At 37.1% G+C, this 26,906-nt stretch carries 19 protein-coding genes; 13 read left to right on the top strand and 6 right to left on the bottom strand.

The genetic code is table 11. The annotated features are described in order from the left end of the window. Positions 1-21 precede the first annotated feature (21 nt). The 13 genes from LNP81_RS23585 to LNP81_RS23645 all read left to right on the top strand — a co-directional run bounded on the left by LNP81_RS23585 (position 22) and on the right by LNP81_RS23645 (position 20,057). A complete protein-coding gene (locus LNP81_RS23585; protein ID WP_056249981.1) occupies positions 22-696 on the top strand; it encodes a response regulator transcription factor in 675 nt (224 codons plus the stop codon). Further along, positions 693-1,958, top strand: coding sequence for a sensor histidine kinase (locus tag LNP81_RS23590; RefSeq protein WP_230039709.1), 1,266 nt, complete (start codon positions 693-695; stop codon positions 1,956-1,958). The genes LNP81_RS23585 and LNP81_RS23590 overlap by 4 nt, the downstream gene beginning before the upstream one ends. Before the next feature lie 171 nt (positions 1,959-2,129). After that, complete coding sequence (locus tag LNP81_RS23595; protein WP_056249986.1) at positions 2,130-4,088, top strand: LTA synthase family protein; 1,959 nt, start codon at positions 2,130-2,132, stop codon at positions 4,086-4,088. Positions 4,089-4,090: 2 nt separating this feature from the next. After that, positions 4,091-4,969 (top strand): diacylglycerol/lipid kinase family protein, encoded by an 879-nt coding sequence (locus LNP81_RS23600; protein ID WP_056249988.1) that lies wholly within the window; start codon positions 4,091-4,093, stop codon positions 4,967-4,969. A gap of 1,172 nt (positions 4,970-6,141) precedes the next feature. Beyond that, positions 6,142-6,876 carry a ZIP family metal transporter gene (locus LNP81_RS23605; RefSeq protein WP_198529590.1) on the top strand — a complete coding sequence of 245 codons (735 nt, stop codon included), beginning with the start codon at positions 6,142-6,144 and terminating at the stop codon, positions 6,874-6,876. Between the two features lie 714 nt (positions 6,877-7,590). Continuing rightward, positions 7,591-8,346, top strand: coding sequence for a methyltransferase family protein (locus tag LNP81_RS23610; RefSeq protein ID WP_056249991.1), 756 nt, complete (start codon positions 7,591-7,593; stop codon positions 8,344-8,346). 490 nt (positions 8,347-8,836) lie between these two features. After that, positions 8,837-9,244 carry a hypothetical protein gene (locus LNP81_RS23615; RefSeq protein WP_056249993.1) on the top strand — a complete coding sequence of 136 codons (408 nt, stop codon included), beginning with the start codon at positions 8,837-8,839 and terminating at the stop codon, positions 9,242-9,244. A gap of 548 nt (positions 9,245-9,792) precedes the next feature. Beyond that, complete coding sequence (locus LNP81_RS23620; RefSeq protein WP_317039046.1) at positions 9,793-10,158, top strand: DUF6660 family protein; 366 nt, start codon at positions 9,793-9,795, stop codon at positions 10,156-10,158. 385 nt (positions 10,159-10,543) lie between these two features. Beyond that, positions 10,544-14,893: a CusA/CzcA family heavy metal efflux RND transporter gene (locus tag LNP81_RS23625; protein ID WP_056249995.1), complete on the top strand. Its 4,350-nt coding sequence runs from the start codon at positions 10,544-10,546 to the stop codon at positions 14,891-14,893. 11 nt (positions 14,894-14,904) lie between these two features. Next, on the top strand, positions 14,905-16,167 hold the full coding sequence (locus tag LNP81_RS23630; RefSeq protein WP_056249997.1) for an efflux RND transporter periplasmic adaptor subunit: 1,263 nt from the start codon (positions 14,905-14,907) through the stop codon (positions 16,165-16,167). A 424-nt stretch (positions 16,168-16,591) separates the two neighbouring features. Then, on the top strand, positions 16,592-17,056 hold the full coding sequence (locus tag LNP81_RS23635; RefSeq protein WP_056249999.1) for an MgtC/SapB family protein: 465 nt from the start codon (positions 16,592-16,594) through the stop codon (positions 17,054-17,056). A 68-nt stretch (positions 17,057-17,124) separates the two neighbouring features. Further along, on the top strand, positions 17,125-18,006 hold the full coding sequence (locus tag LNP81_RS23640) for a bestrophin family protein (protein WP_230039711.1): 882 nt from the start codon (positions 17,125-17,127) through the stop codon (positions 18,004-18,006). Between the two features lie 146 nt (positions 18,007-18,152). After that, complete coding sequence (locus LNP81_RS23645) at positions 18,153-20,057, top strand: heavy metal translocating P-type ATPase (protein WP_230040942.1); 1,905 nt, start codon at positions 18,153-18,155, stop codon at positions 20,055-20,057. Between the two features lie 245 nt (positions 20,058-20,302). Here the strand turns inward: LNP81_RS23645 and LNP81_RS23650 are convergent, their stop codons facing one another. The 6 genes from LNP81_RS23650 to LNP81_RS23675 form a co-directional block, all read right to left on the bottom strand. Next, positions 20,303-21,073: a DUF1345 domain-containing protein gene (locus LNP81_RS23650; protein WP_056250004.1), complete on the bottom strand. Its 771-nt coding sequence runs from the start codon at positions 21,071-21,073 to the stop codon at positions 20,303-20,305. 513 nt (positions 21,074-21,586) lie between these two features. Beyond that, a complete protein-coding gene (locus LNP81_RS23655) occupies positions 21,587-22,603 on the bottom strand; it encodes a cytochrome-c peroxidase (RefSeq protein WP_230039712.1) in 1,017 nt (338 codons plus the stop codon). A gap of 65 nt (positions 22,604-22,668) precedes the next feature. Continuing rightward, positions 22,669-23,535, bottom strand: a complete 867-nt coding sequence (locus LNP81_RS23660) for an MbnP family protein (RefSeq protein WP_056250005.1) — start codon at positions 23,533-23,535, stop codon at positions 22,669-22,671. 58 nt (positions 23,536-23,593) lie between these two features. After that, positions 23,594-23,956 carry a hypothetical protein gene (locus tag LNP81_RS23665; RefSeq protein WP_056250006.1) on the bottom strand — a complete coding sequence of 121 codons (363 nt, stop codon included), beginning with the start codon at positions 23,954-23,956 and terminating at the stop codon, positions 23,594-23,596. Between the two features lie 5 nt (positions 23,957-23,961). Next, on the bottom strand, positions 23,962-25,941 hold the full coding sequence (locus LNP81_RS23670) for a TonB-dependent receptor plug domain-containing protein (RefSeq protein ID WP_056250007.1): 1,980 nt from the start codon (positions 25,939-25,941) through the stop codon (positions 23,962-23,964). Between the two features lie 4 nt (positions 25,942-25,945). Beyond that, the gene (locus tag LNP81_RS23675; RefSeq protein ID WP_056250008.1) at positions 25,946-26,869 is read right to left on the bottom strand and encodes a hypothetical protein; all 924 of its coding nucleotides are present in this window, start codon (positions 26,867-26,869) and stop codon (positions 25,946-25,948) included. Positions 26,870-26,906 lie beyond the last annotated feature (37 nt).

Raw genomic sequence — 26,906 nt, forward strand, 5'->3', positions numbered from 1 at the left:
ATCAATTCGTAATTAATTTTAATGAAAATTCTAATAATAGAGGATGAGCAGGAAATAGCTCAAAGCATATCGAGTTATTTTAAAGACAACGGTGTCACATGTGAGACCGTGTACAATTACGCTCAAGCGGTACAGAAAATTGACAACTATGATTATGACTGTATACTTTTAGACCTAACCCTTCCTGATGGGAATGGATTTGATATATTAAAAGAACTTAGAAATAAAGATAAAACAGACGGTGTGATCATAATTTCGGCTAAAGAAACACTTGAAACAAGGATTGAAGGATTCAGCCTTGGGGCTGATGATTATCTTACTAAACCGTTTCATCTTTCAGAACTGCTGGTAAGAATGCAGGCTCTTGTAAGACGCAGAAACTTTAAGGGAAGCAACAGTATTGTTTTTAAAGAAATCCGAATTGAAATTTTCACAAAAACTGTAATGGTTAATGAACTGAGAGTAGATTTGACACGAAAAGAACTCAACCTTCTTTTGTTTCTGATAGGAAACAACAACAAGGTGCTTTCAAAAGCCGCAATTGCAGAGCACCTCTCAGGAGATATGGCCGATATGCTTGACAGCCATGATTTTATATATGCACATATTAAAAACCTCAAAAAAAAACTGGCCAAGGCTGGTTCTGGCGACTACATTAGAACAGTTTACGGCGAAGGATATAAATGGGAAAAATGAATAAAAAAAAACTGCTTCATAAAACTACACGTGATTTTCTTGCCCTGGCTGTAGTCATTCTGATCATCTGTGCTCCAATATTCTACTTTGTAAGTCAATGGCTATATGTTTACGAAACAGAAGAAGTGCTGGTGCAGCATAAAAATGCTTTTGTAAAGCAAAGCACCAAGAATTTCACGGCAGAGGATATAAAGACATGGAACAGATTCAATCTGCATTTTACCATACTTCCGGATATGGGAGTTACAAAGGACTCGATCGTCGGTACTATGCAGGAAGATTCAGCAGTTGATGAAAAAGAACCTTTTCGCATTATTTATGCACCTGTCGAAATTGCAGGTAAAAGATACACCTACACCGAAAAAATACATCTTTTGGAAATGGAACGTATGGTTTACAGCATAGCAGCCATGTTTACTTTTATAATTATAATACTCTTTATTGGAATTGTCTGGCTTTCAAAAAAAACGGCTTCTAAACGCTGGAAACCCTTCTACAATACTTTGGATCAGATTCATGAATTTGAAATAGATAAAAATAAACCGCCACATTTTGTAGAGACAGACATTGATGAATTTGACCGTCTAAATAAAAGCCTTGAAACTCTAATTGAGAAAAACACGGCTATTTATAAGGGCCAGCGAGAATTTGTTGAAAATGCGGCACATGAACTTCAGACCCCTCTGGCGCTATTCCAAAATAAAATTGACACACTTTTCCAGATGCAACTCAATAAAGAACAGACTCATGTGCTGGGGGCTTTGAGCAGAGATGTTGCTAAACTAAACAGACTCAATAAAAACCTATTGCTGTTGTCTAAAATTGAACATGAAATCTACTTGGAGAAAAACACCATTTTAATTAATGAACACATTGACAAACATTTGGATTTTTTCAATGAACAGGCAGAATTGAAAGAAATTTTAATAAATGTGCAGATTTCTGAACAATTGAAAATCATCGGAAATCCCGTTCTGACAGAAATATTAATTAATAACCTTGTTCTTAATGCTGTGCGTCATAATCATGATGGCGGTAGTATTATTATCCGAACAATGAGTAGCGAACTGCTTATTTTAAATACAGGGGTAAATATCCCTCTTCCTATTGAAAAATTATTTAACCGCTTTGTTAAAAGCGGAGCATCATCAAATGGTAATGGCCTAGGACTGGCAATAATAAAAAAAATCACGGAATTAAATGGCTGGAAAATCTCTTACTCTTACAATAATAATATTCATTGTTTCAGTGTTCGTTTCTGAGAGTTCTGCATTAACCCATTTTTTACATATTTTCATATGAATTATTGATAAATACGTCATAAAAAAAACCTGAAGAATAATTCTTCAATAATAATAATTCTTAACAAAAACCAAAAATTCAGATTTAATACAATATTGAGATGTAAACTTTGCTCTGTAATTATTGAGTTTATGAGTAAGTTATCGTTAAAAACTGGCAGATATGCATTGCCGGTTCATTTTATAATCTGGTTTTTAATTCTTTCACAGGTTCTTAGAATTATATTTTTTATCTGGCAGTATGATGAAGTTTCATGGAATATTATTGATATTTTAAGAACCCTACTCACAGGTCTGTTTTTTGATGCCGGCACAATAGTTTTTATATCCCTTCCCGGACTTATTTATTATACTCTGATACCTGAAAAATGGGTAGGTTCAATTCTGGATAAGATAATAGTTATCTTTTTTACCTCTTTAAATATTTTTATTCTTGTATTCACATTTTTCGCAGAGCTCACATTCTGGGACGAATTTAAAACCCGTTTCAATTTTATAGCTGTCGACTATCTTATTTATACACACGAAGTCGTAGCTAATATACAGCAGTCATATCCATTGCCAATCTTAATATCTGGAGTTTTAATTATTTCTTTATTTTTCCTGTTTATTTTTCACAAAAGAGATGCTTTTAGTCAAACATTTAATAGTCCTGCTGATTTAAGGATAAAGTTTGCTGTACTTGGAATATGCGTATCCTTAGCACTATTCTTTGGATCTTTTATATTCAATTATCAGGCTGAATGGTCTTCCAACAGATATAACTCTGAAATATCAAAATCGGGTATTTATTCATTTTTTGCTGCTTTTCGTAACAATCAGATGAAATACCCAGACTTTTATACAAGTATTGACAACGATACAGCATTTCGAATTGTCAAAAACAAACTAAAGGATCCTTCAACCACTTTTACCACAACAGGCTATTCCATTCATAGAAGCATTAAGGACAGCCAGTCTGCGCTGGATCGCAAAAATGTTGTATTTATACTTATTGAGAGCTTCAGCGGAAGCTTTTTAAAAGAGTTTGGCAATAAGGAAAATATCACACCTTTTATGGATAGTCTGGCGCAGAAAAGTATATTTTTCAATGATATGTACGCTACAGGCACAAGAACCGTCAGAGGTATGGAGGCCGTAACACTCTGCATTCCTCCTACTCCGGGACAGTCAATCGTTAAACGGCCAGAGAATCAAAACCTCTACACTGTCAGCAACGTATTTAAATCAAAAGCATATGACTCTAATTTTTTCTATGGGGGTGACGGTTATTTTGACAATATGAATTCCTACTTCGGAGGAAATGGTTTTACAATTTATGACCGAGGCAGGGGAAGTGTCCTGAGCGACAAGATTAAGACAGTCCGCCATAACATTACGGATAAAGAGGTTACATTTGAAAATGCATGGGGAATCTGTGATGAGGATATTTTCAATAAAATGCTAACTGTTGCCGATAAGCAGTTTAAAGAAGGAAAGCCTTTCTTTAACTTCGTTATGACTACATCTAATCACAGGCCTTTTACTTATCCGTCAGGAAAAATAGATATCCCCTCGGGTACAAGTCGTGAGGGAGCTGTTAAGTATACTGATTATGCACTTAAGCAGTTATTCACAAAAGCGCGCACAAAACCATGGTTTAAAAATACAGTTTTTGTAGTTATTGCAGACCATTGTGCCAGCAGTGCCGGAAAAGATGAAATTGATGTTGCAAACTATCATATTCCAGCCTTTATAGTTAATATGCCTTCACAGTACAATCAAAAAATTACAAAACAATGTTCACAGATTGACCTCTGGCCTACATTATTTTCTCTTTTTCAATGGCATTATGAATCAGGATTTTTTGGAAAGGACGTTCTTGATGCTGAATTTGAACAGCGTGCCTTCCTTGGAACATACAGAAAGCTTGTCTTAATGAAAAAGGAGAAAGTAATGATCCTTTCCGACCAGAAAAAACAAGCATTCTATAATTGGAACAAAGCAGATAACAGTCTTACTCCTGTGCCAATGGATAAATCCTTTCTAGAGGAAACAATTGCCTGGTATCAGACTGCTGATTATCTATTTACCCACAAACTTTTAAAATAATAATGACATATATACATTTCATCATCAACCCTGTTTCAGGCGGAGGCAGGCATAATTTATCAGCTTTTTTTATAGAACAATTTTTTCCTCCTGAAAAATATAAAATCAAAATTGATTACACTTTAAACAAAAAGCATGCTATAGCACTTACCCAAAAAGCAGCAGAAAAAAAACCGGATATTATCGTGGCATGCGGTGGTGACGGTACCATTAATGAGGTAGCGTCCTGCCTTCTTGGAACTAATATTAAACTGGGGATCATTCCTGTAGGCTCTGGAAACGGACTGGCTTCACATTTGAACATACCCAGGGATTTTAATAAGTCTATCGAGATTATAAAAAACGGAAAAACGTTATTGATAGACTCCGGAAAAATTAACCAGCACTACTTTTTCAGCAATACCGGGATTGGAATTGATGCAATGATAATTAAGAAATATCAACATTCTGCAGGCAGAAAATTGTACTCCTACATAAAAGCAGCAATCACTTCAAGTTTCCATTACAAAGTTCAGCCAACCGTAATTTCTTTTGATGATAAAATAATAAATGTCAGACCATTTATGGTCTTTATTTCCAATTCAAATCAAATGGGCTATAACATGAGCCTGACACCAAGTGCATTATTAACTGACGGCTATCTCGATTTGATTATAATTCCCGAACTATCCTTTACAGATAAAATAAGGCTTGGTATTCATGTCTTGGAAGGTTCAACTGAAAAGTTTAAAAAAGCGGAGCATTATAAGGTTCAGAAGCTGCGCATTGAAATGCCCATGAAAATCTTTACCGATGCTCAGATTGATGGGGAACACTATAATTTAAAAACCAATAACTGCATAATATCAATAGTACCGGGAGCAATAAAAGTCCTGGTATAAAACCTAGTTTCGCATTATCAGATTTTCCTTAAAGGAATGTTATTTATAAAAAGCTTTTCTATTATAAAACTGCCAAAAAAGTCAAATTTAGCTTGAAGACCGTATCATTCAATAACTGGACTTTGTACAGTTCAAGCAATATGGCCAAGACAGAAAAAATGGCTGTATATATAATCATGTCCAGATAAAACAGGAATCCGATTTTTTTCCTCGTTTCTGTTGATTCCATAAAATTAATTGCATACTTTTATAAGGTGAAATATCTGAACTACATACTAATAATCTATCTGTTAGGCCTGCAGTGTTTTACCTGTGACGATCGGCAGCCGCAAGTTGAATCTTCGTCTTGCCTTGGAATTACACAACAGTTCAATTTTAGCAAGAATGTTACTGTACACAATGGGAAAAATGATTTGTGCTTAGCCCTTTGCTGCTCCTGTTGCGGTATGCATGCTGTTGCTAAGTTCGATACCAAGACTTTTGAATTCCTTATTTACTTTCATGAAATTTTACCTCAGGCTTCTCATTACCAATCACTCTTAACGTCAAGCTTCTTTGAAAGCATTTGGCAGCCTCCTCAAATCAATTCGTAATGTTACTTATTTTGGCAACTCTACTATTGGTGGAATATATCCTTAGATAGTACATACTATTAATTTTGCCCAAACAAAGTGACAAAAAAGGTTGTAAACCGAAAAATATACCGTATCGTATAAACTTACTGAATCTAAAAAAGCACACTGACCCTTATTTATTATTTAAAATTATTTTATCACTGCTATTTATAATATCTTTTTTGTAGCAAGCATAGCAATACAGGATTTCTAATGATACAATAGTATTTGTAAGGATATAATTATTCATACACTATTATTTTATCAAACTGGTTAAGCAATGAAAAAATCTTTTGACTTACTAAAACAAAGGTATCGTAATTTGCCGTACTGGCAGCACATCCAAAAGCATAGCTTAATTGCAGCTTGACACCTGACTATGACACAAAGACTTTTAAGGGATTTGGCGTGAATAAAAACCTGCTTTACTTTGTTTGTTCAGTACCACATTGCCAAGATTTGACTACGGCTAAATTGATAAAAAAAAGAGCCATAAAGTCTAGAGAACTACTATGTCAAAAATGGAAAATTTAAAAACATTAATAAAAATATAACAAATTGGAACTACTTTCACAAGTTTTAGGATATGCTTTTTTACCTGTTATCACTATAATGGCTGGTGGCGCTATAGGTCTTTATAAAAATCCGGGAAGTGCATTTCGCAGCTCTATACTGCATTTTGCTGCCGGTGTTGTTTTCTCGGTGGTTTCCGTAGAACTTTTACCTGATATCATCAAGAACCACCTGCCTATTGAGGTTGGCCTTGGTTTTAGCATGGGTATAATTTTAATGCTTTTTGTAAAATATTTTACTGAAAGAAGCCCAAAAAATGAAAATGCAGAAAATGACAATAGTTTTGGTGTACCCTATGGTTTGATAAGTGCTTTAATTATTGATTTGATTATTGACGGTCTTCTTATTGGTATTGGATTTTCTGCCGGCAAGAAAGAAGGAATACTGCTTTCCATAGCACTGGGATTGGAAACCTTTTCTTTAGGGCTGGCAGTTGTGATAGCATGCCGAAAAAGCAAAATGTCAAAGTCAGAAAACTTTTTGATATTGGCAGGACTTGGGCTGACCTTTTTTATTGGGGCGCTCTTAGGCATCTCATTACTTTCTCATTTGTCTCAGGAGATATTGGAATTATTGCTTTCATTCGGCTTGGCAGCGTTATTATTTCTTGTAACGGAAGAACTTTTAACCGAGGCGCATGAAGAAAAGGAATCACCTATTCAGACTGCCTGTTTTTTTGTTGGCTTTTTACTGTTTTTAATATTGGGAATGATTACTTAGGCGAACAAGAGAAATCTGTGGGTTGCTGGCCTTAGCAACATCTATTAGCTAAAATTAACCTTCGTTAACTTGACTCTTTGGCAATTGCAAAATCTATATAAAGGAAAAAGCTTCCAAACAGCGCCCGTTTAACGAATCAGCTTGAGTTTGCTACAAAAAGAGTTATTACCATTTTACTGTTCGAACTTTATGATTTACCAGAAACCATTTCATGCTGCCGGACAGCAGGTTATTTTTCACCAATAGATTATTGATAAGCATTATGGTACATGAATTATTTACACAAGAAACAGTATGTTAAAGAGACCTTCAGGAAAGCTCAGTGCAGTCATTAATAAAGATTTCACAAAAAACGAACACGGGCACCAAGAAGAATTTGAAATCTATATTGATAGCCATCCCTAATGCCCTGATATTTAATAATTAAAAACTATACAGATGAAAAAAGGAAAAAAACCGGTTTATAAAAGCCATTCTCGCTACAGCAGGAAAAAACCCTCTAAGTCAATAAAAACATTGCGGGATCTATTGATCTTTTTAGCTGTCCTCACAATTATTGCGGCAATTGTGATATCGCTTATGTATTTATATCATTACTATCTTAAGAATTAGCCATAAAAATGATACGTTACAGTACACTTAATTTTCCCGATGCAAATTAGTATATCATCACTTGCTTACATTCCAATCTTAATGCTCTTAACATTTATAATTATGGCACTTCAGGAAGAATTCGAAAAACAAAGTTTATGGCTGCTTAAGTACGGGAAAGCATTTCCTTACATTATGCTGATGGTAGGCTATCTGCTGCTTATTAAGTCCGAAAAATACCCTTCGGGTTTAATTTTGAGGCAATCTCCTTATGAAAAGTTATATGAAGCGTTGTGCCTAGGATTGAGTCTTTCAGGCTGTTTACTTCGAATAATCACCATGGGTTATACACCAAAAGCATCAGTACCGGATCAAAAAGGTGTCTTTACGCCCCATCATTACACCTTTGGAGCTTACTCCATTGTACGTCATCCTTTGTATTTAGGCAATTTTATAATATGGCTGGGGATGATCATTATAACCGGAAACTTTTGGTTCATTATTTCCTTTGCACTCCTATACTTTATCTACCTTGAAAGAATTATGATGGCAAAGGAAAAGCAGCTGAAGCTAAAATTTGGTTTTAAATATTCCCGATGGGCTGATAATGTACCGGCAATCCTGCCCAATGTCTGGCTATATAAAAAACCACACTCAGCTTTTAACTGGAAAAAAGTAAGCCAGCGGGAAACCGGCCGTCTTTGCATTACTTTTTTTATATTTTTCGTTTTTGAAATTTCATGTCAGGTAATTGAACGAAAAAACAATTACAACTTTATACTACTACTGATCAGTGCAGTTTTAGGAATTATTTATACAGTGACGAATTTCAGTTTCATCACTTCCTTTATCAGAAGATTGATTGTTAAAATGAGATAGTGACACTATAAATAATAATCAATATAAAGTGCTTCAAGACTCTCATAGATTTTATGCTCTTAAAGTTCAATCCATGGCATGATCAGCTGAAAAACCAATTTTTAGGGATGAAGTCTGTAAGTCAGTTAGAATACCCAATAAGATTGCTGGACAGAGTAAAAACAGGGATCAACTTATTGCAAGCAATAATTCTTATCCCTGTTTTATTTCTATAAATACGTTGAATTCCAAGTATTATACTCACAGTTTATTTCCGGATCAGGCCAGCTATAATTTAATTACTGGAGCCAAAATAATTGTATTTTAAAAAAGAAAGTAAACGGTGCAAATTGAGAAAAACAAGTTTTGACAGCGTGATTAATATCCAGTTCTGAGAGATAATTACCAAGCATTAAAATTTTTGCACTTTTTTTTAACCTTCTAATCTAGTCCAGGCATTTATTTCTTCATAATTTTTTATGTTGATGTCCCGAAACTTATTCTCAACAATTTGGAGACAAACAAAGAGGCTGTTTTTAGATATTGTACAGCCCATCTTGACAAAAACAATCCTGGATGGAAAAAAGAAAGTATAAATCTTGCCTGCAGATTTGAATACGTGGATTGGAACGTGGGAAAATTTAAAGAAACAGGAGGCAATATTGGTGAAGATGTATGGAGTGTAATACCTGCCACTAGTTTTAGACCAACCTCTCAAACCGTCATTCGCCTAAACTATCGCTATTTAAAACAAAGAGACATTTTTTCAAATCCACCATCAATACATGATGTTTTAATTTGGGAATTTCAACATACTTCTAATAATAAAATCCTATTCTCTATTCTCTCAATTAAGGTTTGCGAAAGTCATTTTCATCGTGGCACAAAAATTGCAATAATCTCCTATAATAAACATTAAAATATCTATATTATGAATAATAGGCTAAACTGTTGGAAATGTGTGTTGGTACTTACTGGCGTTATGGGCTTTGTTTCATTTTTTTCGCAGTATTAAAAATTACAGCATTTATTAAAATTTCAAGAAAATTAATATAACCTGAACTTAAAGCCATTTCATCCGAAATGGCTTTTTATTTTATATTGCCTATCCATATTCTCGCTTTCTGTATTCTCTAATTAACTTTGCAGCCTATATCATCTGCTGCAATGTTTAATCCTTCATCTTCTGTTCAATTGTGTCCGCTATTATCAAGCGCTGAGTCCTGATGTTTTCGAACAAAAAGTGCTCGTCCTCAATTAATAAAAATTTTATATTCAGAAAAAAAACAATACCATAAATCTGGTAGGTAGCAGCCATAAAAAAGTGGTGCAGAAGGTATTTTAACCCATCAGACTAAACATACCCGAACACAGTAAGATTCAAAAAAAACAATATTTCGGCGTTTTGAATATCGCACTGTAATATATTTAAAACAATGAATATAAATTTTCCTTAATTTTATTGGAATGGTAAAAATAATTATTTACTTTTATGCCGTGAAAATAATAAGCTTTATACTAACTATCTATATGCTAAGCCTCTCGGGTATTACCTGCGCTGATACTTATATGTATAATTCTGTTTCAAAATCTGCCCATATATCACAATCCAATCATAATGACAGTAATTCACACAAAGGAGAAAAAGACTTATGTTCTCCTTTTTGCAGCTGTGCCTGCTGTGGAATTCAGGTGGTTAGTAACCTGAATGCTGCTTCATTTGATTTCCCTCTAAATATTGAAGAAATTTCTCCTAAGGTATCACAATACCAATCTATCTTAATTTCAAGCTTCACTGGAAGCATTTGGCAGCCCCCTCAGATTAATTCATAATATTATTGCTACCAAGGCAATTTCACATTTGTGATGTATTGTCGTATCATAATAGTATCAATTAATTATGCCAAAATGATAAAATCAAAAAAGAAGGCTGTACAGCCTAAAAAACCCTATGCGGTTTTGCGAACAATTATCACTGTTCTGATTTGTCTTTTACTGCTTTTGGGAGTCGGTGCAAGAATTTACCACTTCTTCACTGTACACCGTCCTTAAAAGAACAGGCAAATTCATCAGTATACTGCACTTAGATCGCAGTGCTCACCCAATTTCCATTTTTTTTTAGCAATGCCCATCTCATATGGCATGCCATTAATAATGCAGATAAAACAGGGAGAGATCATCAAAAACCGCTTTTATACATTTAATTTACAACAAGATAATGTTAGATAAAATAATTCATTTTAGTATCAATAATAAGTTTATTATTGGACTATTCACTCTGGTACTTATAGCTGTAGGGAGCTATTCGCTTTACACGCTCCCGATCGACGCATTACCGGATATTACCAACAATCAGGTACAGATTATCACCAGCTCCCCTACACTTGCCACTCAGGAGGTGGAACAATTCATCACTTATCCAATTGAGCAGTCTGTAAAATCAATTCCCAGAATGGTTGAACTTCGTTCAATCAGTCGCTTCGGACTGAGTGTCGTGACAGTGGTATTTGAGGAAAACGTTGATATCTACTGGGCACGCGCCCAAATTGCCGAAAGAATAAAAGAAGCAGAAAACACAATACCAAAAGGTGTAGGAGTTCCCGAAATGGCTCCCCTTAGTACTGGATTGGGAGAAATTTACCAATACGTGGTATTCCCTAAAAAAGGGTATGAAAACAAATTCAATGCTACTGAATTAAAGACAATTCAGGATTGGATTATCAAGCCCCAGCTTATCGGAACAAAAGGAGTTGCCGAAGTCAACACGCTGGGAGGCGTGCTTAAACAATACGAGATTGCTGTTCAGCCTGACAAGCTCAAAAGCATGAATACCACGATAACGGAAATTTTCGATGCGCTGGAAAACAACAATGAAAATACCGGAGGTGCATATATCGATAAAAAGCCTTATGCCTACTTTATCAGAGGTATCGGTATGGTTAATAATATCGATGACATTAATAAGATCGTAGTGAAAAACCAAAATGGAATTCCTATCCTTATTCGTGATGTCGCCAAGGTTCAGATTGGCGCGGGAATCCGTTATGGAGCTGTTACCAAAGATGGTAAGGGCGAAGAGGTTTCAGGGATGGTAATGATGCTGAAAGGTGAAAACAGCGGTGAGATTGTAAAGATCGTTAAAGAAAGAATGGAGCAGATCAAAAAATCACTCCCTGAAGGCGTAGAAATTGAACCTTTCATGGACAGGACTGTACTGGTAAATAAAGCCATTTCAACTGTCGAAAAAAATCTAATAGAAGGTGCCCTTATTGTAATATTCATCCTGGTACTCCTGCTGGGTAACTGGAGGGCCGGACTTGTCGTAGCTTCTGTTATTCCCCTGGCATTGTTGTTTGCAATCACGATGATGAAACTATTTGGTGTCAGCGGTAATCTGATGAGCCTTGGAGCTATAGATTTTGGTCTTATTGTAGATGGTGCCGTTATCATCGTTGAAGCTATTATTCATCGACTCCAGGTTAGCAATAAAGGCAAGCTGAATACAGCAGAAATGAACGAAGAAGTATATCAGGCCTCTTCTAAAATCAGAAGCAGCGCCGCCTTTGGGGAAATCATCATTCTTATAGTTTATCTGCCGATTCTTGCCCTTGTCGGCATTGAAGGAAAAATGTTTGGACCTATGGCACAAACGGTTTCTTTTGCGATTCTGGGTGCTTTCATACTCTCACTGACCTATGTTCCAATGATGTCTGCACTGGCTCTTAAAAAAGAGACCGGGCATAAGAAAAACATAAGTGACAAAATAATCGATTCCATTTATCGCTTCTACAGTCCTTTATTGGAAAAAGCGCTAAAAGTAAGGGCCGCCGTAATAGGCGTAGCGCTGGCTCTGTTTGTCGTTGCCCTGCTTGTTTTTAATTCACTGGGAGGTGAATTTATTCCACAGCTTGATGAGGGAGATATTGCTACACACCTTATTATCGCATCAGGAAGTTCGCTTACACAGGAAATAGAAGCCACCACAAAGGCAGAAAAAATACTGAGAGCTAAATTTCCTGAAATCAAAATGATCGTTACCAAGATTGGTAGTGCTGAGATACCGACAGATCCGATGCCGATTGAAGCGGGTGATATGATCATTACACTAAAAGATAAAAGTGAATGGACTTCAGCTGAAACCAAAGAGGAATTGATGGAAAAAATGGAAGAGGCCCTTGAGGAGATTCCGGGAGCTTCAACTGAATTTTCACAGCCAATCCAAATGCGATTCAATGAGCTTATGACCGGAGTACGAAGCGATGTTGCTATTAAAATATTTGGCGAAGATATCGACATGCTGGTTAGCAAAGGTGAAGAAGTTGTACAGCTTATAAAAGGCGTGAAAGGCGTTGCAGATGCAAAAGCAGAACGCGTTGCGGGTCTTCCGCAAATTACAATCCGCTACAATAAAGATAAATTAGCCCTTTATGGCCTAAAAATTGGCGACTTGAATAAAGTAGTTCGTATGGGATTTGCCGGTGAAGCCGCAGGCGTTGTATATGAAGGCGAAAAGCGTTTTGACATGGTCGTGAGACTGGACAACGAAAGCCGAAAGGATATTGAAAACTTACGAACACTTTTCATCACACTCCCATCAGGAAGCCAGATTCCCCTTGAGCAGATCGCAGATGTAAATTATGAAGATGGTCCTATGCAGATCTCACGTGAGAACGGAAAGAGAAGAATTGTTGTCGGTTTTAATGTCCGCGGAGGCGATGTGGAAAGTATTGTAAAGGAAATTCAGGCTAAACTTGATGCTAAATTAAAATTGCCGGACGGCTATTATACCACCTACGGAGGGTCTTTTGAGAACCTTATCGATGCCAGCAAGCGTCTTTCTATAGCAGTTCCTATTGCTCTTGGACTAATTTTGATTTTACTTTATTTTACTTTCAATTCTATCAAGCAGTCATTACTGATCTTTACAGCCATACCATTATCGGCAATTGGCGGAATTTTTGCCCTCTGGATTCGTGATATGCCCTTTAGTATATCTGCCGGAGTTGGATTTATAGCGTTATTCGGTGTAGCAGTACTTAATGGTATTGTGCTTATCGGATATTTTAACCAATTAAAAGCGGAGGGCATGCAGGATGTATATGACCGAATTAGAGAAGGAACCAAAGTCAGACTGCGTCCTGTGATCATGACAGCTGCAGTAGCATCACTGGGATTTCTTCCAATGGCCATCAGCACCAATGCTGGTGCAGAAGTGCAAAAACCGCTTGCAACTGTTGTTATTGGAGGACTTATTACTGCAACATTGCTGACACTGATAGTACTTCCCATCCTTTATCTGTATTTTGAAAAAGGTATTGGCAAGATCAAAAATCCTGGAAAAGCGGCTCTTACTGTTTTGGTTTTGGCTCTGTGTTCTATGACAGCAAGTGCCCAGGCACCTGTGCAGTCCATGAATTTGGGAACAGCCCTTGACCTTGGTTTGAAAAATAATAAAAGGATACAGGCATCCCAGCTCGATACACAGGCACAATCGCAATTGCTGCGCTCGGCGTGGGATCTTCCAAAAACCGAATTCCTTGGAACTTTCGGGAAAATCAACTCGCAGGCCAATGACAAAAACATTAGTGTAACACAGGGAATCAGCCCATTTCAGATCGGTGCTCGCAAAAAACTGCTGACAGAATACAGCAACGCAAGCCAGACAAGATTAGGTATTACTAAACAGGAAATAAAATACAGTATTCGCCAATCCTGGAACACAATGCTGTATTTTCAAAAACAAAATCGCATTCTTGAAAAACAGAATGTGATTCTGCAGAAGTTTGTAAAGTCAGCAGCTCTTAAATTCCAGACAGGGGAAACCAACTCTCTGGAAAAATCTATTGCCCTTGCCAAACAGCAGGAACTGGAACAGCGTATTAAGGAAAACAGCACACAGCTCCAGGTTGAAATCTCCAACCTGAAAACCCTTATGGATCTTGACAGCGATTTTATGGCTTCCGATACCACTTTTGTGCAAATACCGTTTGCTGTTGTCGCTGACACTGCCCTTGTGAAACAAAATCCAGGTCTTCAGCTTTCTGAGAATCAGGTAAAAATTGCCCAGGCCAATTATAAAGTTCAAAAGTCTGTGCTACTTCCTGATTTTTCAGCAGGATACTTTATACAATCCATCAGCGGAAGCCAGGATCCTTACAGCACTGCCATAGCAGATAAATCGCTGCAGTTCCAAGGCTTCTCAGTGGGAGTTTCCCTTCCTGTGTTTGCCGGAAGCGGTACCGCCAGATCAAAGGCAGCCAAAACTACCATAGAGGTCGAAAAAAAGAATTCCGAATATCTCTATGCTCAGGTAAAAACTCAATTTGAACAATTGACCAAACAGCTCCAGACCTATCAGTCATTGATTGACTTTTACCAGAACACTGCAATTGCGAATGCTAATTCAATAATCCGAAACGCAACAAAGGGATATCAAAACGGCGATATTTCGTATGTTGAATATGTTCAAAGTATAGAAACAGCTTCCACGATACAATTAAACTATAATGATGCTATCAGCAAATACAATCAGACAGTAATTGCAATTCAGTATTTAATAAATCAATAATTTAAGTTATAATGAAAAAATCAAATATAATATATGCAATAGGCGCTGCTTTAGTAATTGCAATAATCCTTTATTTTACACTTCGCAAAACAGATGCTGAGGTTCCAAAAGAAGAAGCGAAAACCGAAGAAAAGCAGGGTGCGGGAATCAAAGAAGTAGAACTAAATGAAGCTCAGTTTACAGGATCAAAAATAGAGCTTGGAGGCTTTTCCCAGAAAAATCTAAGTGATGTTATCAATGCTAACGGTTATACAAAACTGCCTCCGCAGAATCAGGCAGATGTATCTGTCTTTACAACCGGAATCGTTAAAAGTATATCTGTCATAGAAGGCCAGCACGTGAATAAAGGACAAGTTATTGCCACTATTGAAAGTCCTGAATTCTCCAAAATGCAGGAGGCCTACCTTACTTCTAAAAGCAATTTAGAGTATCTTAAACTGGAATTTGAAAGACAAAAAATCCTGAGCGCTGAGGAAGTTAACTCTAAGAAAGTATTCCAGCAGACCAAATCCAATTATGAAATTGAAAAGGCTAGATTCAGTTCTCTTCAAAGACAGTTATCAACGTTAAACATTAACCCAAATGGACCTGCAACCTCAACTGTGGCTGTAAAAGCGCCCATTTCAGGATTTATAACTGAAATTAATATCAAATTGGGAAGTAATGTTGAAGCGGGAAAACCACTTCTTGGCATTGTAGATAATTCAAAACTGCACGTTGATCTGCTGGTTTACGAAAAAGACCTCCGTAAGGTAAAACCGGGACAGGACGTAAGATTTATACTGACCAATCAGGACAATACTGAAATTAAAGGAAAAATTTTCAGTGTCGGCAAATCTTTTGAAAATGAAACTAAATCTGTTGCAGTTCACGCGGATATCATCAATGAAAAACAGCAGTTAATTCCTGGAATGTATATAAATGCTCTTATTGATATCGGGATAAAGTCCGTGAGTGCACTTCCTTTGGAAGCTATAGTTAAAGCTGACGGGCGTGAATTTATATTTGTTCTTGAAGAGGGACATAAGGAAGAAGACGCCCACGATGACAAGCAGGGGCATGCTCATGATGATGGCGACAAACACGAAGAAAGTGAAGGCAAAACCTACCACTTTCAGCGTATAGAAGTAAAAACAGGAACTTCACAACTGGGATTCATACAAGTAACGCTGCTTCAGAAAATCGATGAAGGTTCTAAAATTGTGACCAAAGGGGCCTATTATATTCAAAGCCATTTATTGAAAAGTGAAGGCGGCGGAGGTCATGACCACTAAATGATAATATTAAAACCTGAGACATTAAAGGAAATCCTGTATTGATTGGTTTGATATTCAGTATATGTACAATTTTATCATACAGGACCACGACCAAAAACCCTCTGCCCATGACGAACAAAAAAATGAGAATGAGACATACACACATTAGCTTATGGATGCCCAATGAATTGTGAAAAGGGAAATATGCAGTCTGCCAGATGAACTCATCAAAGTTAACTAGGAAAACAATGAGGGATATTAACATTAAACATGACCCAAAAAATCACCAGGGGCATAAACATTCGGTTGCTTTGTAACTTGAATTAAATGAACCACTGGCGAAAATCAATCTAAGATACCAGGTACAGCATATAATGTACCTGGTTTTTAAAGGATTGTAAAAATTTTCATAGTTGGGAATAAATTCTTAATTTAGATAGATATGGATATTAACACAGAGCTCGTTATACTTCTTAAACTCTTGGTTTCCTTAGTTTTAGGATTCTTCATAGGCTTGGACAGGGAAAGGCACGGCCATGATGCCGGAGTAAGGACCTACGCAGCGGTATCAATTGGTGCAACGCTGTTTACTTCCATTACAGTACATCTCGCATCTGACCCAGCTGCAGCATCAAGGGTGATTGCCAATATTATAACAGGGGTGGGTTTTCTCGGCGCGGGAATTATCTACCGGAACAACCACGGGGGATCTTCACATGGCCTTACAACGGCCGCTACGGTCTGGTGTACATCGGCAGTCGGAGTCGCAGTGGGGCTCAACATGTATATAATTGCCGTGGCAAGTTCTGGCGCCTTGTATTTTTTACTGTCGCTTCATCACCAGAAATGGTATATCAGGTGGAAAAAAAAGATAAAATATGACCATACAGGTCATAAGGATTTATAAATCATTTGAGATCATTGGTCCGGCCTGCGTGATAACCAATTTAACTCAAAACCTAAAAACCTGATAATATGCTAGTTAAAAACAACAAAAATTCCATACTGTTTTTTATTAAATCGATCTGGCTTGATATCGCCGCTGTCATGGCTTATGCTTTGGTAATAGGTACACTAGATCATAATACCATACTGCGGGAAATTGCAATACCTCTTCCCATAACCAGTATTATGGGTACTATTGTGGGATTACTTCTGGCTTTTCGTACCGCACAGTCATATGACCGCTGGTGGGAAGCAAGAAAAGTATGGGGAGAAATTGTCAATGATTCCCGGACACTCATTAGACAGGTCAAGCAATTTATGCCTGAATCTGAAAATGACTTAAAAGAATTTGCCCAAAGACAGGTTATCTGGTGTTTTGCCTTATCGGAAAGCCTGAGAAAAATTCCATTCTCCCAGCGTGTTGTGTCTTATCTTGAGCAGCACAATATAATGGCAAATAATGTTCCTGCCGAACTTTTGAACAGGCACGCCGACCAGCTGGCAATGATATCAAAAAATTTCAGCATAAATGACAATAAGCAGGTGCAGATCGATACTACCATTGCGCGCCTGAATGATGCTATGGGAAAATGCGAAAGGATTAAAAACACAGTGTTTCCAAAATCCTACAGCCTGCTGATTCACTTTCTGATTTACCTTCTCACCTCTATTCTTCCCTTTGGACTTGAAGACAGTTTTCCCGCACTTGAAATTGTCCTTACTCTTGTGATATCCTCAATGCTCATAGCTGTGGAAAAAACAGCCATAATTATGCAGGACCCATTTGAGAACAGTCCTCCGGACATACCTATGACAGCACTCTGCGCGGTTATAGAAAACAATATAAAGGAAATCTGCAGCGATACAGCCGTACCGCCAGTTCAAATAAACTCCTACTACTACATTAACTAGTTATATGATAACCGCGCGGTATTTTGTAATACTGCAATAAAAACTATATTATGATTGAAAAGAAACAAAATACAGATACTCCAAATGGAACTCCTGCCGGAGATCCAAAAGAAAACGAAAAAGTAACGGCTGTCCAGCAGGAAGAAATGCACTCGGATGATGACGGTCACAACCACGGAGCAGAAGATACTGATTCAGGATGGAAAAGCCACTGGCAGCTTCTGCTTGCCATAGTTATACTTGTGGTAATGCTAGTACTTGAATTCGGGTTTGAGTTGGTCCCGGCCTTTCCGGCTGACCTTATAATATTTACCGCAGCATATCTCCTTGCAGGTTACAACGTTTTATATATGGCTTACAGAAAGGCCAAAAGATTCGACTTTTTTAATGAATTTTTCTTAATGAGCGTTGCCACTATCGGTGCTTTTGCCATTGGATCCTATAGCGAGGGTGTTGCAGTGATGGCATTTTATTCCATAGGGGAATGGTTTCAGGACGCAGCGGTCAACCGCGCGAAAAGAAGCATTAAGGCGCTTTTGGACATCAGGCCCGATCAAGTTGCCGTGCAGCGGGACGGCAACTTTGTGGTTGTCGATCCAAAAGAAGTAAAACCTGGTGAAATCATTCAGATAAAACCCGGTGAGAAAGTAGCCCTGGACGGCGAATTGATTTCCGAAAAGGCTTCCTTTAATACAGCAGCCCTGACTGGGGAAAGCAAGCCTGATACAAAAAATAAAGGAGAGCAGATTTACGCCGGAATGATTAATCTAAATACGGTTGCCGAAGTAAAGGTGACTTCGCTTTTTCAGGACAGCAAGCTTAGCAAAATCCTTGAAATGGTTCAGGATGCCACCTCTCGTAAATCACAGACACAGCTCTTTATAAGCAGATTTGCAAAAGTATACACACCTATTGTTTTTGTCCTTGCTGTCGCAGTCTGTTTTGCTCCTTACCTCTTTGTAGACCCTTACGAGTTTAATGTCTGGTTCTACAGGGCTTTGGTATTTCTTGTGATCAGCTGCCCTTGTGCCCTTGTGGTTTCAATACCTTTGGGTTATTTTGGCGGAATAGGACTTGCCTCCCGAAATGGTATTTTATTTAAAGGTTCAAACTTCCTTGACGTGATGACTGAAATCAATGTAGTGGTCATGGATAAAACCGGAACGCTCACCGAAGGTATCTTTAAAGTACAGGAAATCAATACAAAAGAGATAGAAAAAGATGAACTCCTTAAATATGCGGCTGCTATCGAAAGCCAGTCCACCCATCCTATCGGGCTTGCAGTTGTAGAACATGCTGGCAAAGACACTATTAAAGGCGTAAAGATTTCCAATGTAGAGGAAATTTCCGGTCATGGTCTTAAAGGGACTATTGATGGAAAAGAAGTACTTGCCGGAAATACCAAGCTGATGAAAAAATTTAACATCGAATATCCGTCTGAGGTCGATGCTATTGTCTATACTATTGTAGTGCTTGCCATTGACCAACAGTACAAGGGGCACATTACAATTGCAGATAAAATAAAGGAAGATGCCCCAAAAGCGATCAAAGATCTTCATGATTTAAAAATACAAACCGTAATGCTTTCCGGAGACAAACAGACCGTTGTGGATGAAGTTTCCAAAAATCTTGGAATAGACAATGCTTATGGGGATTTACTCCCGGAAGGAAAAGTGGAGAAAGTAACGGCACTGAAAAATGAAGGGAAGAAAATTGCCTTTGTCGGTGATGGTGTAAATGATGCTCCCGTTGTGGCTCTGGCAGATGCAGGCATAGCTATGGGAGGACTTGGTAGTGATGCCACAATTGAAACAGCAGATATCGTGATACAAAACGACCAGCCCTCTAAAATTGTTACTGCCATTAAAATTGGAAAACTAACTAAGAAAATTGTGTGGCAGAATATAATCCTTGCAATGGTGGTTAAAGTAATAGTTCTGGCATTAGGTGCCGGAGGTGTGGCTACGCTTTGGGAAGCGGTAATCGCTGATGTCGGGGTATCTCTTATAGCTATCTTAAACGCTGTCAGGATACAGCGGTTAAAAATGTAATAACAATAACCGGCGGAACATTACTGGTATTTACAAAATTAAAGCAGCTGGAAAATCATTATTATTTACGCAAAAAGATAGTATTTACATTTTATAAACAGGGAGCAGACATCATCGAATAAAGATGGCTGCTCCCTGTTTACTTTACAGTTTCTTGAGACAGCAGATTAGAAATTCCCGCTGAAATTGACTAAGATTATTAGTTTTCTTATGTTCTATCGCTCCACTTTTAATCTAACCAAAGGTTATTTTTGAATCAGCCCGGCAATTATATTGATGCTGAGAGCTAAAATGATGGTATTAAAAAAGAAGGAGAGCAATCCATGCAGCAGTGCAATCCTTCGTATATGGCGGGCTGTAATATTTACGTCTGACACCTGAAAGGTAGTTCCAAGCACAAATGAAAAATAACAAAAATCCAGATAGTCAGGAGTACTTTCATCAGGAAAATCAAGACCCCCGAATACCTGCCTGCCTTCTTTTTCCTCCCCTACTGCATAATAAAGGTGCGCATATTTAAAAGTAAAAGTGGTGTGTACTAGCCACCATGCAAATATGGCTGAGAAGATCGTCAATAAAATATGGATCGTCAGTTCGGCGCCTTTCATCTCTGCTGAAGTTTTATAAAATAAAATTATGGCAATCATGCTGACCAGTGAGGCCAGTAAAATTAAAATCATAATTAGAGATCGGCCCGAATCCTGCTTTTCAGCTATTTTGTGAAGTTCTTTAGGATGACATTTAAAAATGGTCATCCAGGATAAAAACAGAAACATACCTGAGAACGCCAGCCAGGAAGCCATCCAGTGTATAGACGCTTTTTGAAGATCTCCCAGAATAAAAAAAACGCCAATTCCTGTGCCTATTGAAATATACAGCCGTATATGGCTGTCAACTTTCGAAATCCAGTTCTTTCTTACTTTCAAAACATATTTTTTTATGATATCTAAGGTACGTGAAAATAAATAATCAAATTGATCTTTTTTTGAATCGCCAAAATAATAGGTAATAATCACTTTAACTATTGCATTTCTAATTTAATAATTTTTGTCTGCTGTATATTACAGAAAAATAGTATAGCATAAAAAAAACACTGCACGTCCGTAAATTATATAACAGACTAACCCGGTAATGCCCTAATTTTGCCCTTTACAATACGGAGTACAAAACAGCCTAAAACAATAACAGCACAGCAACAACTGAGCCTGTTATGAAGATTTTCAAAAATGAAGAAATTCGAAATTAAAAACACCGGACCCGGCCAATGGCTGGCGAACCCATAACGAGGCGCCAAAACTCACCTGCGTCTTTGAGGATAAAAAGTTTTATTTCCAAAGGACCATCACGGGGCTTTCTAATCCGGAAGGCGACCCTAAAGAAGTGCAGCTCTTAAAGCGAATGAAAAAATGGCTAAAGCAGTACCATAAGCAAAAAATAAACGGATAACCCCGGCGCATTAAAATTTTCCTAATTGAATCTGACCCCATGTTCATTAACATTTTAATATGTTGTAATCCATAATTTCAGAACTAATTTTCTAAGAACTCACTGTCACTTAAAGTTTTCATAAACGCAATAAGATTATTTTTTTCCTCTTCGGTGAGCGGAATTCGTTTACCATTATTTTTAAAAATCGGATCCAGGTTCCCAGCATCCAAAACCCCATTGTCAAAATAGTTTATAACCGATTCTAAATCAGCAAACTGTCCAAAACTTCCATAAGGAGCCGTGTATTCAATGTTTCTTAAAGTAGGAATACGAAAACTCATAAAATCAGAAGGAATGCCTGTTACCCTGCCACGCCCAGCTTCATTGGTATCCTTATTTATTGGAAATCCAATATTTCTAAAGCTCTGATCGGTAAACAATTCTCCTGCATGACAGCTGGCGCATTTTTGCTGAAAGGTTTGATAACCCTGCAGTTCGCTTGCTGTAAAAGAGACTTCATTTCGTTTTACTTTATCATATTTGCTATTGGCAGAAATTAAAGTATACTCAAACTGCGCAATACTTTTAAAGATTCTGTCTGGCGTAATGTTCTCATCTCCAAATGCTTTTTTGAACAAATCTTTGTAAACCGCATCATCTTTAATTTTACCAATAACTTCCAAAATAGACGAATCCATTTCTTCATGGGTTATAATAGGAACCAGCGGCTGATTTTCTAATTGGAGCTTACTTCCATCCCAATTGTAAAACTTCATAAAAGCTAAATTTTGAATGGATGGCGTATTACGAAGTCCGATTCTGCCTTGAATTCCGATGGCTTGTGCATGCCCGTCTGCAAAAGCATTTTCCTGAATATGACAGGTGGAGCAGGAAATGGTATTATCTGCACTAAACCTTTTTTCAGAAAAAAGTTTCTTGCCTAATTCCACACCATATTTAGTAGGCTTATTTTGACTCACAAAAGTATTCAGCTCTGGAAACCCCGATGGAATATTTAGTGAGATTTCTGGATTATCAATAGAAATCATATCAGAGTCATCATTGCTGCAAGATGCTGCCAATAATGAAAGCAATAGGATACCGATTATTTTTTTCATTATAAATGAGTTTAAAAACAGAACCGTCTAACTTGTAAAAATTCAGACGGTTTTGAAATGTAATTTTAGTTTTCTACGCTTGTAACAGAAAACATTCCCGAGATATCACTTGATCCGTTTCCTCCCAAATTATCAACAAACTTTACCATTTGTGCGGCAGTGTGAATATTTGGCGTTGCATTGTCATCCATCCCTGTTCCTGTAGACAATGTAATTGTATTTGTTTTTCCGCTTAACAATTTATCAAAATCTGCCTTAATTTTGATTTTTGGCGCCTGGCTTCCAACAACTGCATTAGCAGTAAGATTTAAGGTAATATCCCTGTAAGCATTTACGCCCTGGGTATAGTTTGGAGCAGTTCCTGCAACTGTGCTTCCGGTATGAATTGACATTGTTTTATTATCAGTATCATAAAAGCCTTCTACTTTTGTAAAACGGTAGCCGCTTCCCCATTCCCACATCATTTCTGTGTCGTTAGCTCCCGCCGCCGCATAGAAATTAGGAAATCTAACCTGATCTAAAGCATTTTGCTCTGGTTTAATCCCTAAACCAAATTTAATCTGCTTGTAAGTCCCAGAAGGTATATTACTTAAAACATAACTTAATGAAGCCGTTTTGGCCTGATCGATTACGGTCGCTCCTTTATCCAGATCATTTACGTTGTATGGAACTTCGTCTCCATTGTCTTTTACAAGACGAATGTTGCTGATTACATATTTAAGCTCCGAGAAATGATGTACTTGTCCTGTCGCAGAAGTATTTGCCGATGCTGATGTTGAAGCTGCATTACCCAGCACAATAGTGGTATTTTTGAAAGTATTATTGAATTCCAGTGTTACATTATTTGCCACAGGATTGTCATCATCACTTGAACACGATACGAATGCCAAAGAGACTATTGATAATAAAAGGTATTTTTTTAAATTTTGCATTTCTTTTGATTTAATTTTTGTAATTCTACTTACTTAATTTATGCGGGATAACCAATAATTAAATAGGCGGGGGTACAAAAATCTCAAGGTATGGCTCTAGCAGTTCCAGTTCCTTATAAATTAATACTTTATTAGAATTCATAACCTTTACAACACGAATTGTAAAATCAAAATTTGAAAGCAATGCGATGTCAATCTTTTTGCCAATACTGGTAAGCTCCAAATCGACAGGATCTGATTTTTCTAATTCTTTCTTTAGATGACATTTACCATGACACTGCATTTCTGGCTTTGCCTTGTTTACACAAAATTCCTGTTCAATATTTTTCTGATTGAGTTTAAAGTGCACAATAATCAATCCCTGCTGAAAAGAAACCAGCAGAAACAACATTGTCATTGTGAAACTAAAAACTTTTTTCATTTTTATTAGAAGTTGAATTTTAAAGACGTGAAAATATTACGTCCCATTCTGGGAATATTTCCCCAGTCGGCATAAGTGCTGTAATATTCGTTTAATAAATTCTCTGCCCCGACTTGCACAACAGTTTTTATTTTATTGATTTTGAAACTATAATTTGCAGAAATATTCCAGATTGTATAGGCTGAAGTTAAATCTTCTCCATATTCCGGGCTGTAATTAATCTGTTCAAAATCACCATTTACAGAAGTCTGTATTCCGAAATTTTTATGCATAAAATGAAGCGAAGTCTGATAACTAAGTGGACGAATAAAAGGCAGATTCCCTCCTTTATCATCCATGCCGCGTGCGTATGTAAGTGTTCCTTTCCAATGTAAATGCGGCAAAATATCATAACTTGCATTCATCGACATATTTAAAAGTGTGGCATAATCTAGTGAAGTATACCCTTTTACACCAACAGATTGATAGTTCATCGGACTTCCCATACTTAAAACTCTTCCAATGATATAATTCTCAATGTAGAAGTAATTAATTTTTCCCTGAATACTTAATCTCTCGTTTTTAAAACCTGCGCTTGCATTTCCTTCATACGAAATTTCATTTTTCAAATTCGGATTTCCGATATAATCGTAACGATCAAAACTATTGTAGATATAATATCCGTAACCTTCAGAAACCGAAGGTGCTCTGTGTCCGTAACCCGTTCCAATAGAGAAATTAAAATGATCAATATCCAGATTATAACCTGCGTGAAGACTCGGTAAAAATCTTGTTTGTTCCTGCGGTGCGCCGGGATGAAAAATCCAATTGAATTCTACGTATTTCGAGTAATTGTAATTTACCCCCAAAGAACCTCCTAAATTCACCTGACTTTTATCTGAAAGATCCCAGGAATTATTCATAGATAATCCTGCATAACGAGTCGTAACCCACGGCCAGCTGTAAGCAAACATGGTTCTATTGCTTCGATCCTGGGGATACATTCTCATTTCTGCAATCGACAAATTATCGTAAGCATTCAACTGTATTTCAGACGAATAATTATTTCTTTTTGCATTTGCTTTAGAAACCAATCCGTAAGTTGTACTCCAGCCCGGCATATCCATATGAACTAGGTTTTCAGGACGGGTCGTATCATCCATATAATGCTCAATTGCATTAAAATATATTTTTGTATCGACAACTTTTATTAATCCTTCTTCAAATAATTGTTTATAAGAAGCCGATGTAATCAGCGCGCGTGAAAGCGATAGATCCATTGGTAATGCAGGATAGCCGACATCTTTTGCCATATCAAAAATAGCATCGAGTCTTACCGCCGATAAATCACTTGTTTTATAAGCGAAACCTAATGAAGTGTTGAACTTTTTATATTGTGAATGTCTTACTAGGTCATTATTTCCATCATAATAATCGTCTGCTTTTCGATAGGAAATACTTCCATCGGCTACAAATTTTTCGCCCGAATAAGAGACATTTCCAAGATTAAAAAACTGTTTATTATTAAATTCAAATCCAGTTTGGTAGGCACCGTTCCATTTTTTAGCGAGACCAAACGGCGTGCTTTTTCTTTTTAAATCGATACTTCCCGCGACAGTTGCACCGTGAAGACTTCCTTCCTGCCCCGACTTTATATCAATTGTCGAAAGATTATTGCTTTCTACATAAGACGTTATCGGATCCATTTTATCGGTACAGGCACCAAAAACGTGCATTCCGTCAATGGTAACCGTAGAGCGTTCGCTGCTCATATTATTTAGCAGTGGTTCCCAAGCATAAGCGCCACGTTTTATGAAACTGATATTATCTGATGATGACAAAAATTCATCAACTGAAACAGCCATTTTCATTTCGGTTTCTATTTTCTTTTTGGCTGCGCTCTTTACTTGTACTTCTTCTAAATTTTTAATGCTGTCTTGATGTGCATGTGTGTTTTGAGCTGTTACTGACAATCCCAAAAAAAGTAACATTATTATATATTTCATGTTTTTAGAATAATGTATCAATATAAAGTTCACTTTTTACACCTTCAACTCCCGGCGTAAAATCTGTTGGAACTACAGTTCCTTTGATAATCAGTCCATTTTGATTCATCATAATTAAATTCAATGTCCAGTTTCCTGTCATGGTATAATTGACAACTCCGTGGTACAAACCATCATTTTGCTGCGTCAGATCCTGATTGTTTGGCGAAGAGTGATTTCCCATTGATGGTTCAGGCATTCTTGGATCTAATTTTAAAGTGTAACCGCTTACTTCTGAATAAGAAAATTGAGAAGCATCCGGAAAAGTTCCCGCTGCATTGGCTGGTTTATTATATTTATAAATACCTGCAGTTAATTTATTTTCTGAAACGGTTGGTTTTTGGGGGGCAACTAACGCAATACTATATTGTTGGTTATCTTTTCCTGTAAAAGTTGTCATGTTGAGATTTTTGTTGCTCTGTTTAGCCACAGACACATCTTTATTAATCTCATATTTCTGATTATCAGCGGTAAAACTTACATATAATTTCCAGCTGTCTGGTGTAACACTCTCACTAGTAAATACGGAATATCCAGCGAAATATTTATTGACCGCATCGTATTGAAGATTATACTGGTGCGGACAGGAAGTTTTGCTTCCATCAGCGGCAGTCATAATGGGTAAAAAAGTTACTTCCGATGTACTTATGTTCTGACTGGTCTGTGTATTAGTAATTTTTAAATGAAGCTCATTATAACCTTTATAAAAAGTACCGTTTAAAGCTTCAATACTGATTTTATAGTTACCGCTTGTAAAGGAAACGGTTTCTCTAAACTCATAATATTCAGAAACTTCAGAGCCTATTTCGGCTTCGTAATCTGTTTTATCAATTGTGCAGGAGGTAATCACACTAAATAATGCAATGACTAGAAATTTAAAAGATTTCATTGGTAATGAATGTTAGAAAACTGTTTAAAATACAGCG

The organism is Flavobacterium piscisymbiosum (assembly GCF_020905295.1).
Classification (GTDB): domain Bacteria; phylum Bacteroidota; class Bacteroidia; order Flavobacteriales; family Flavobacteriaceae; genus Flavobacterium; species Flavobacterium piscisymbiosum.

Coding starts and splice junctions, on each gene's coding strand:
- LNP81_RS23585 (WP_056249981.1), top strand. CDS start 22: ATGAAAATTCTAATAATAGAGGATGAGCAGGAAATAGCTCAAAGCATA.
- LNP81_RS23620 (WP_317039046.1), top strand. CDS start 9,793: ATGGTAAAAATAATTATTTACTTTTATGCCGTGAAAATAATAAGCTTT.
- LNP81_RS23655 (WP_230039712.1), bottom strand. CDS start 22,603: ATGAAAAAAATAATCGGTATCCTATTGCTTTCATTATTGGCAGCATCT.
- LNP81_RS23660 (WP_056250005.1), bottom strand. CDS start 23,535: ATGCAAAATTTAAAAAAATACCTTTTATTATCAATAGTCTCTTTGGCA.
- LNP81_RS23645 (WP_230040942.1), top strand. CDS start 18,153: ATGCACTCGGATGATGACGGTCACAACCACGGAGCAGAAGATACTGAT.
- LNP81_RS23675 (WP_056250008.1), bottom strand. CDS start 26,869: ATGAAATCTTTTAAATTTCTAGTCATTGCATTATTTAGTGTGATTACC.
- LNP81_RS23595 (WP_056249986.1), top strand. CDS start 2,130: ATGAGTAAGTTATCGTTAAAAACTGGCAGATATGCATTGCCGGTTCAT.
- LNP81_RS23630 (WP_056249997.1), top strand. CDS start 14,905: ATGAAAAAATCAAATATAATATATGCAATAGGCGCTGCTTTAGTAATT.
- LNP81_RS23640 (WP_230039711.1), top strand. CDS start 17,125: ATGCTAGTTAAAAACAACAAAAATTCCATACTGTTTTTTATTAAATCG.
- LNP81_RS23665 (WP_056250006.1), bottom strand. CDS start 23,956: ATGAAAAAAGTTTTTAGTTTCACAATGACAATGTTGTTTCTGCTGGTT.
- LNP81_RS23590 (WP_230039709.1), top strand. CDS start 693: ATGAATAAAAAAAAACTGCTTCATAAAACTACACGTGATTTTCTTGCC.
- LNP81_RS23625 (WP_056249995.1), top strand. CDS start 10,544: ATGTTAGATAAAATAATTCATTTTAGTATCAATAATAAGTTTATTATT.
- LNP81_RS23610 (WP_056249991.1), top strand. CDS start 7,591: ATGGCACTTCAGGAAGAATTCGAAAAACAAAGTTTATGGCTGCTTAAG.
- LNP81_RS23670 (WP_056250007.1), bottom strand. CDS start 25,941: ATGAAATATATAATAATGTTACTTTTTTTGGGATTGTCAGTAACAGCT.
- LNP81_RS23600 (WP_056249988.1), top strand. CDS start 4,091: ATGACATATATACATTTCATCATCAACCCTGTTTCAGGCGGAGGCAGG.
- LNP81_RS23635 (WP_056249999.1), top strand. CDS start 16,592: ATGGATATTAACACAGAGCTCGTTATACTTCTTAAACTCTTGGTTTCC.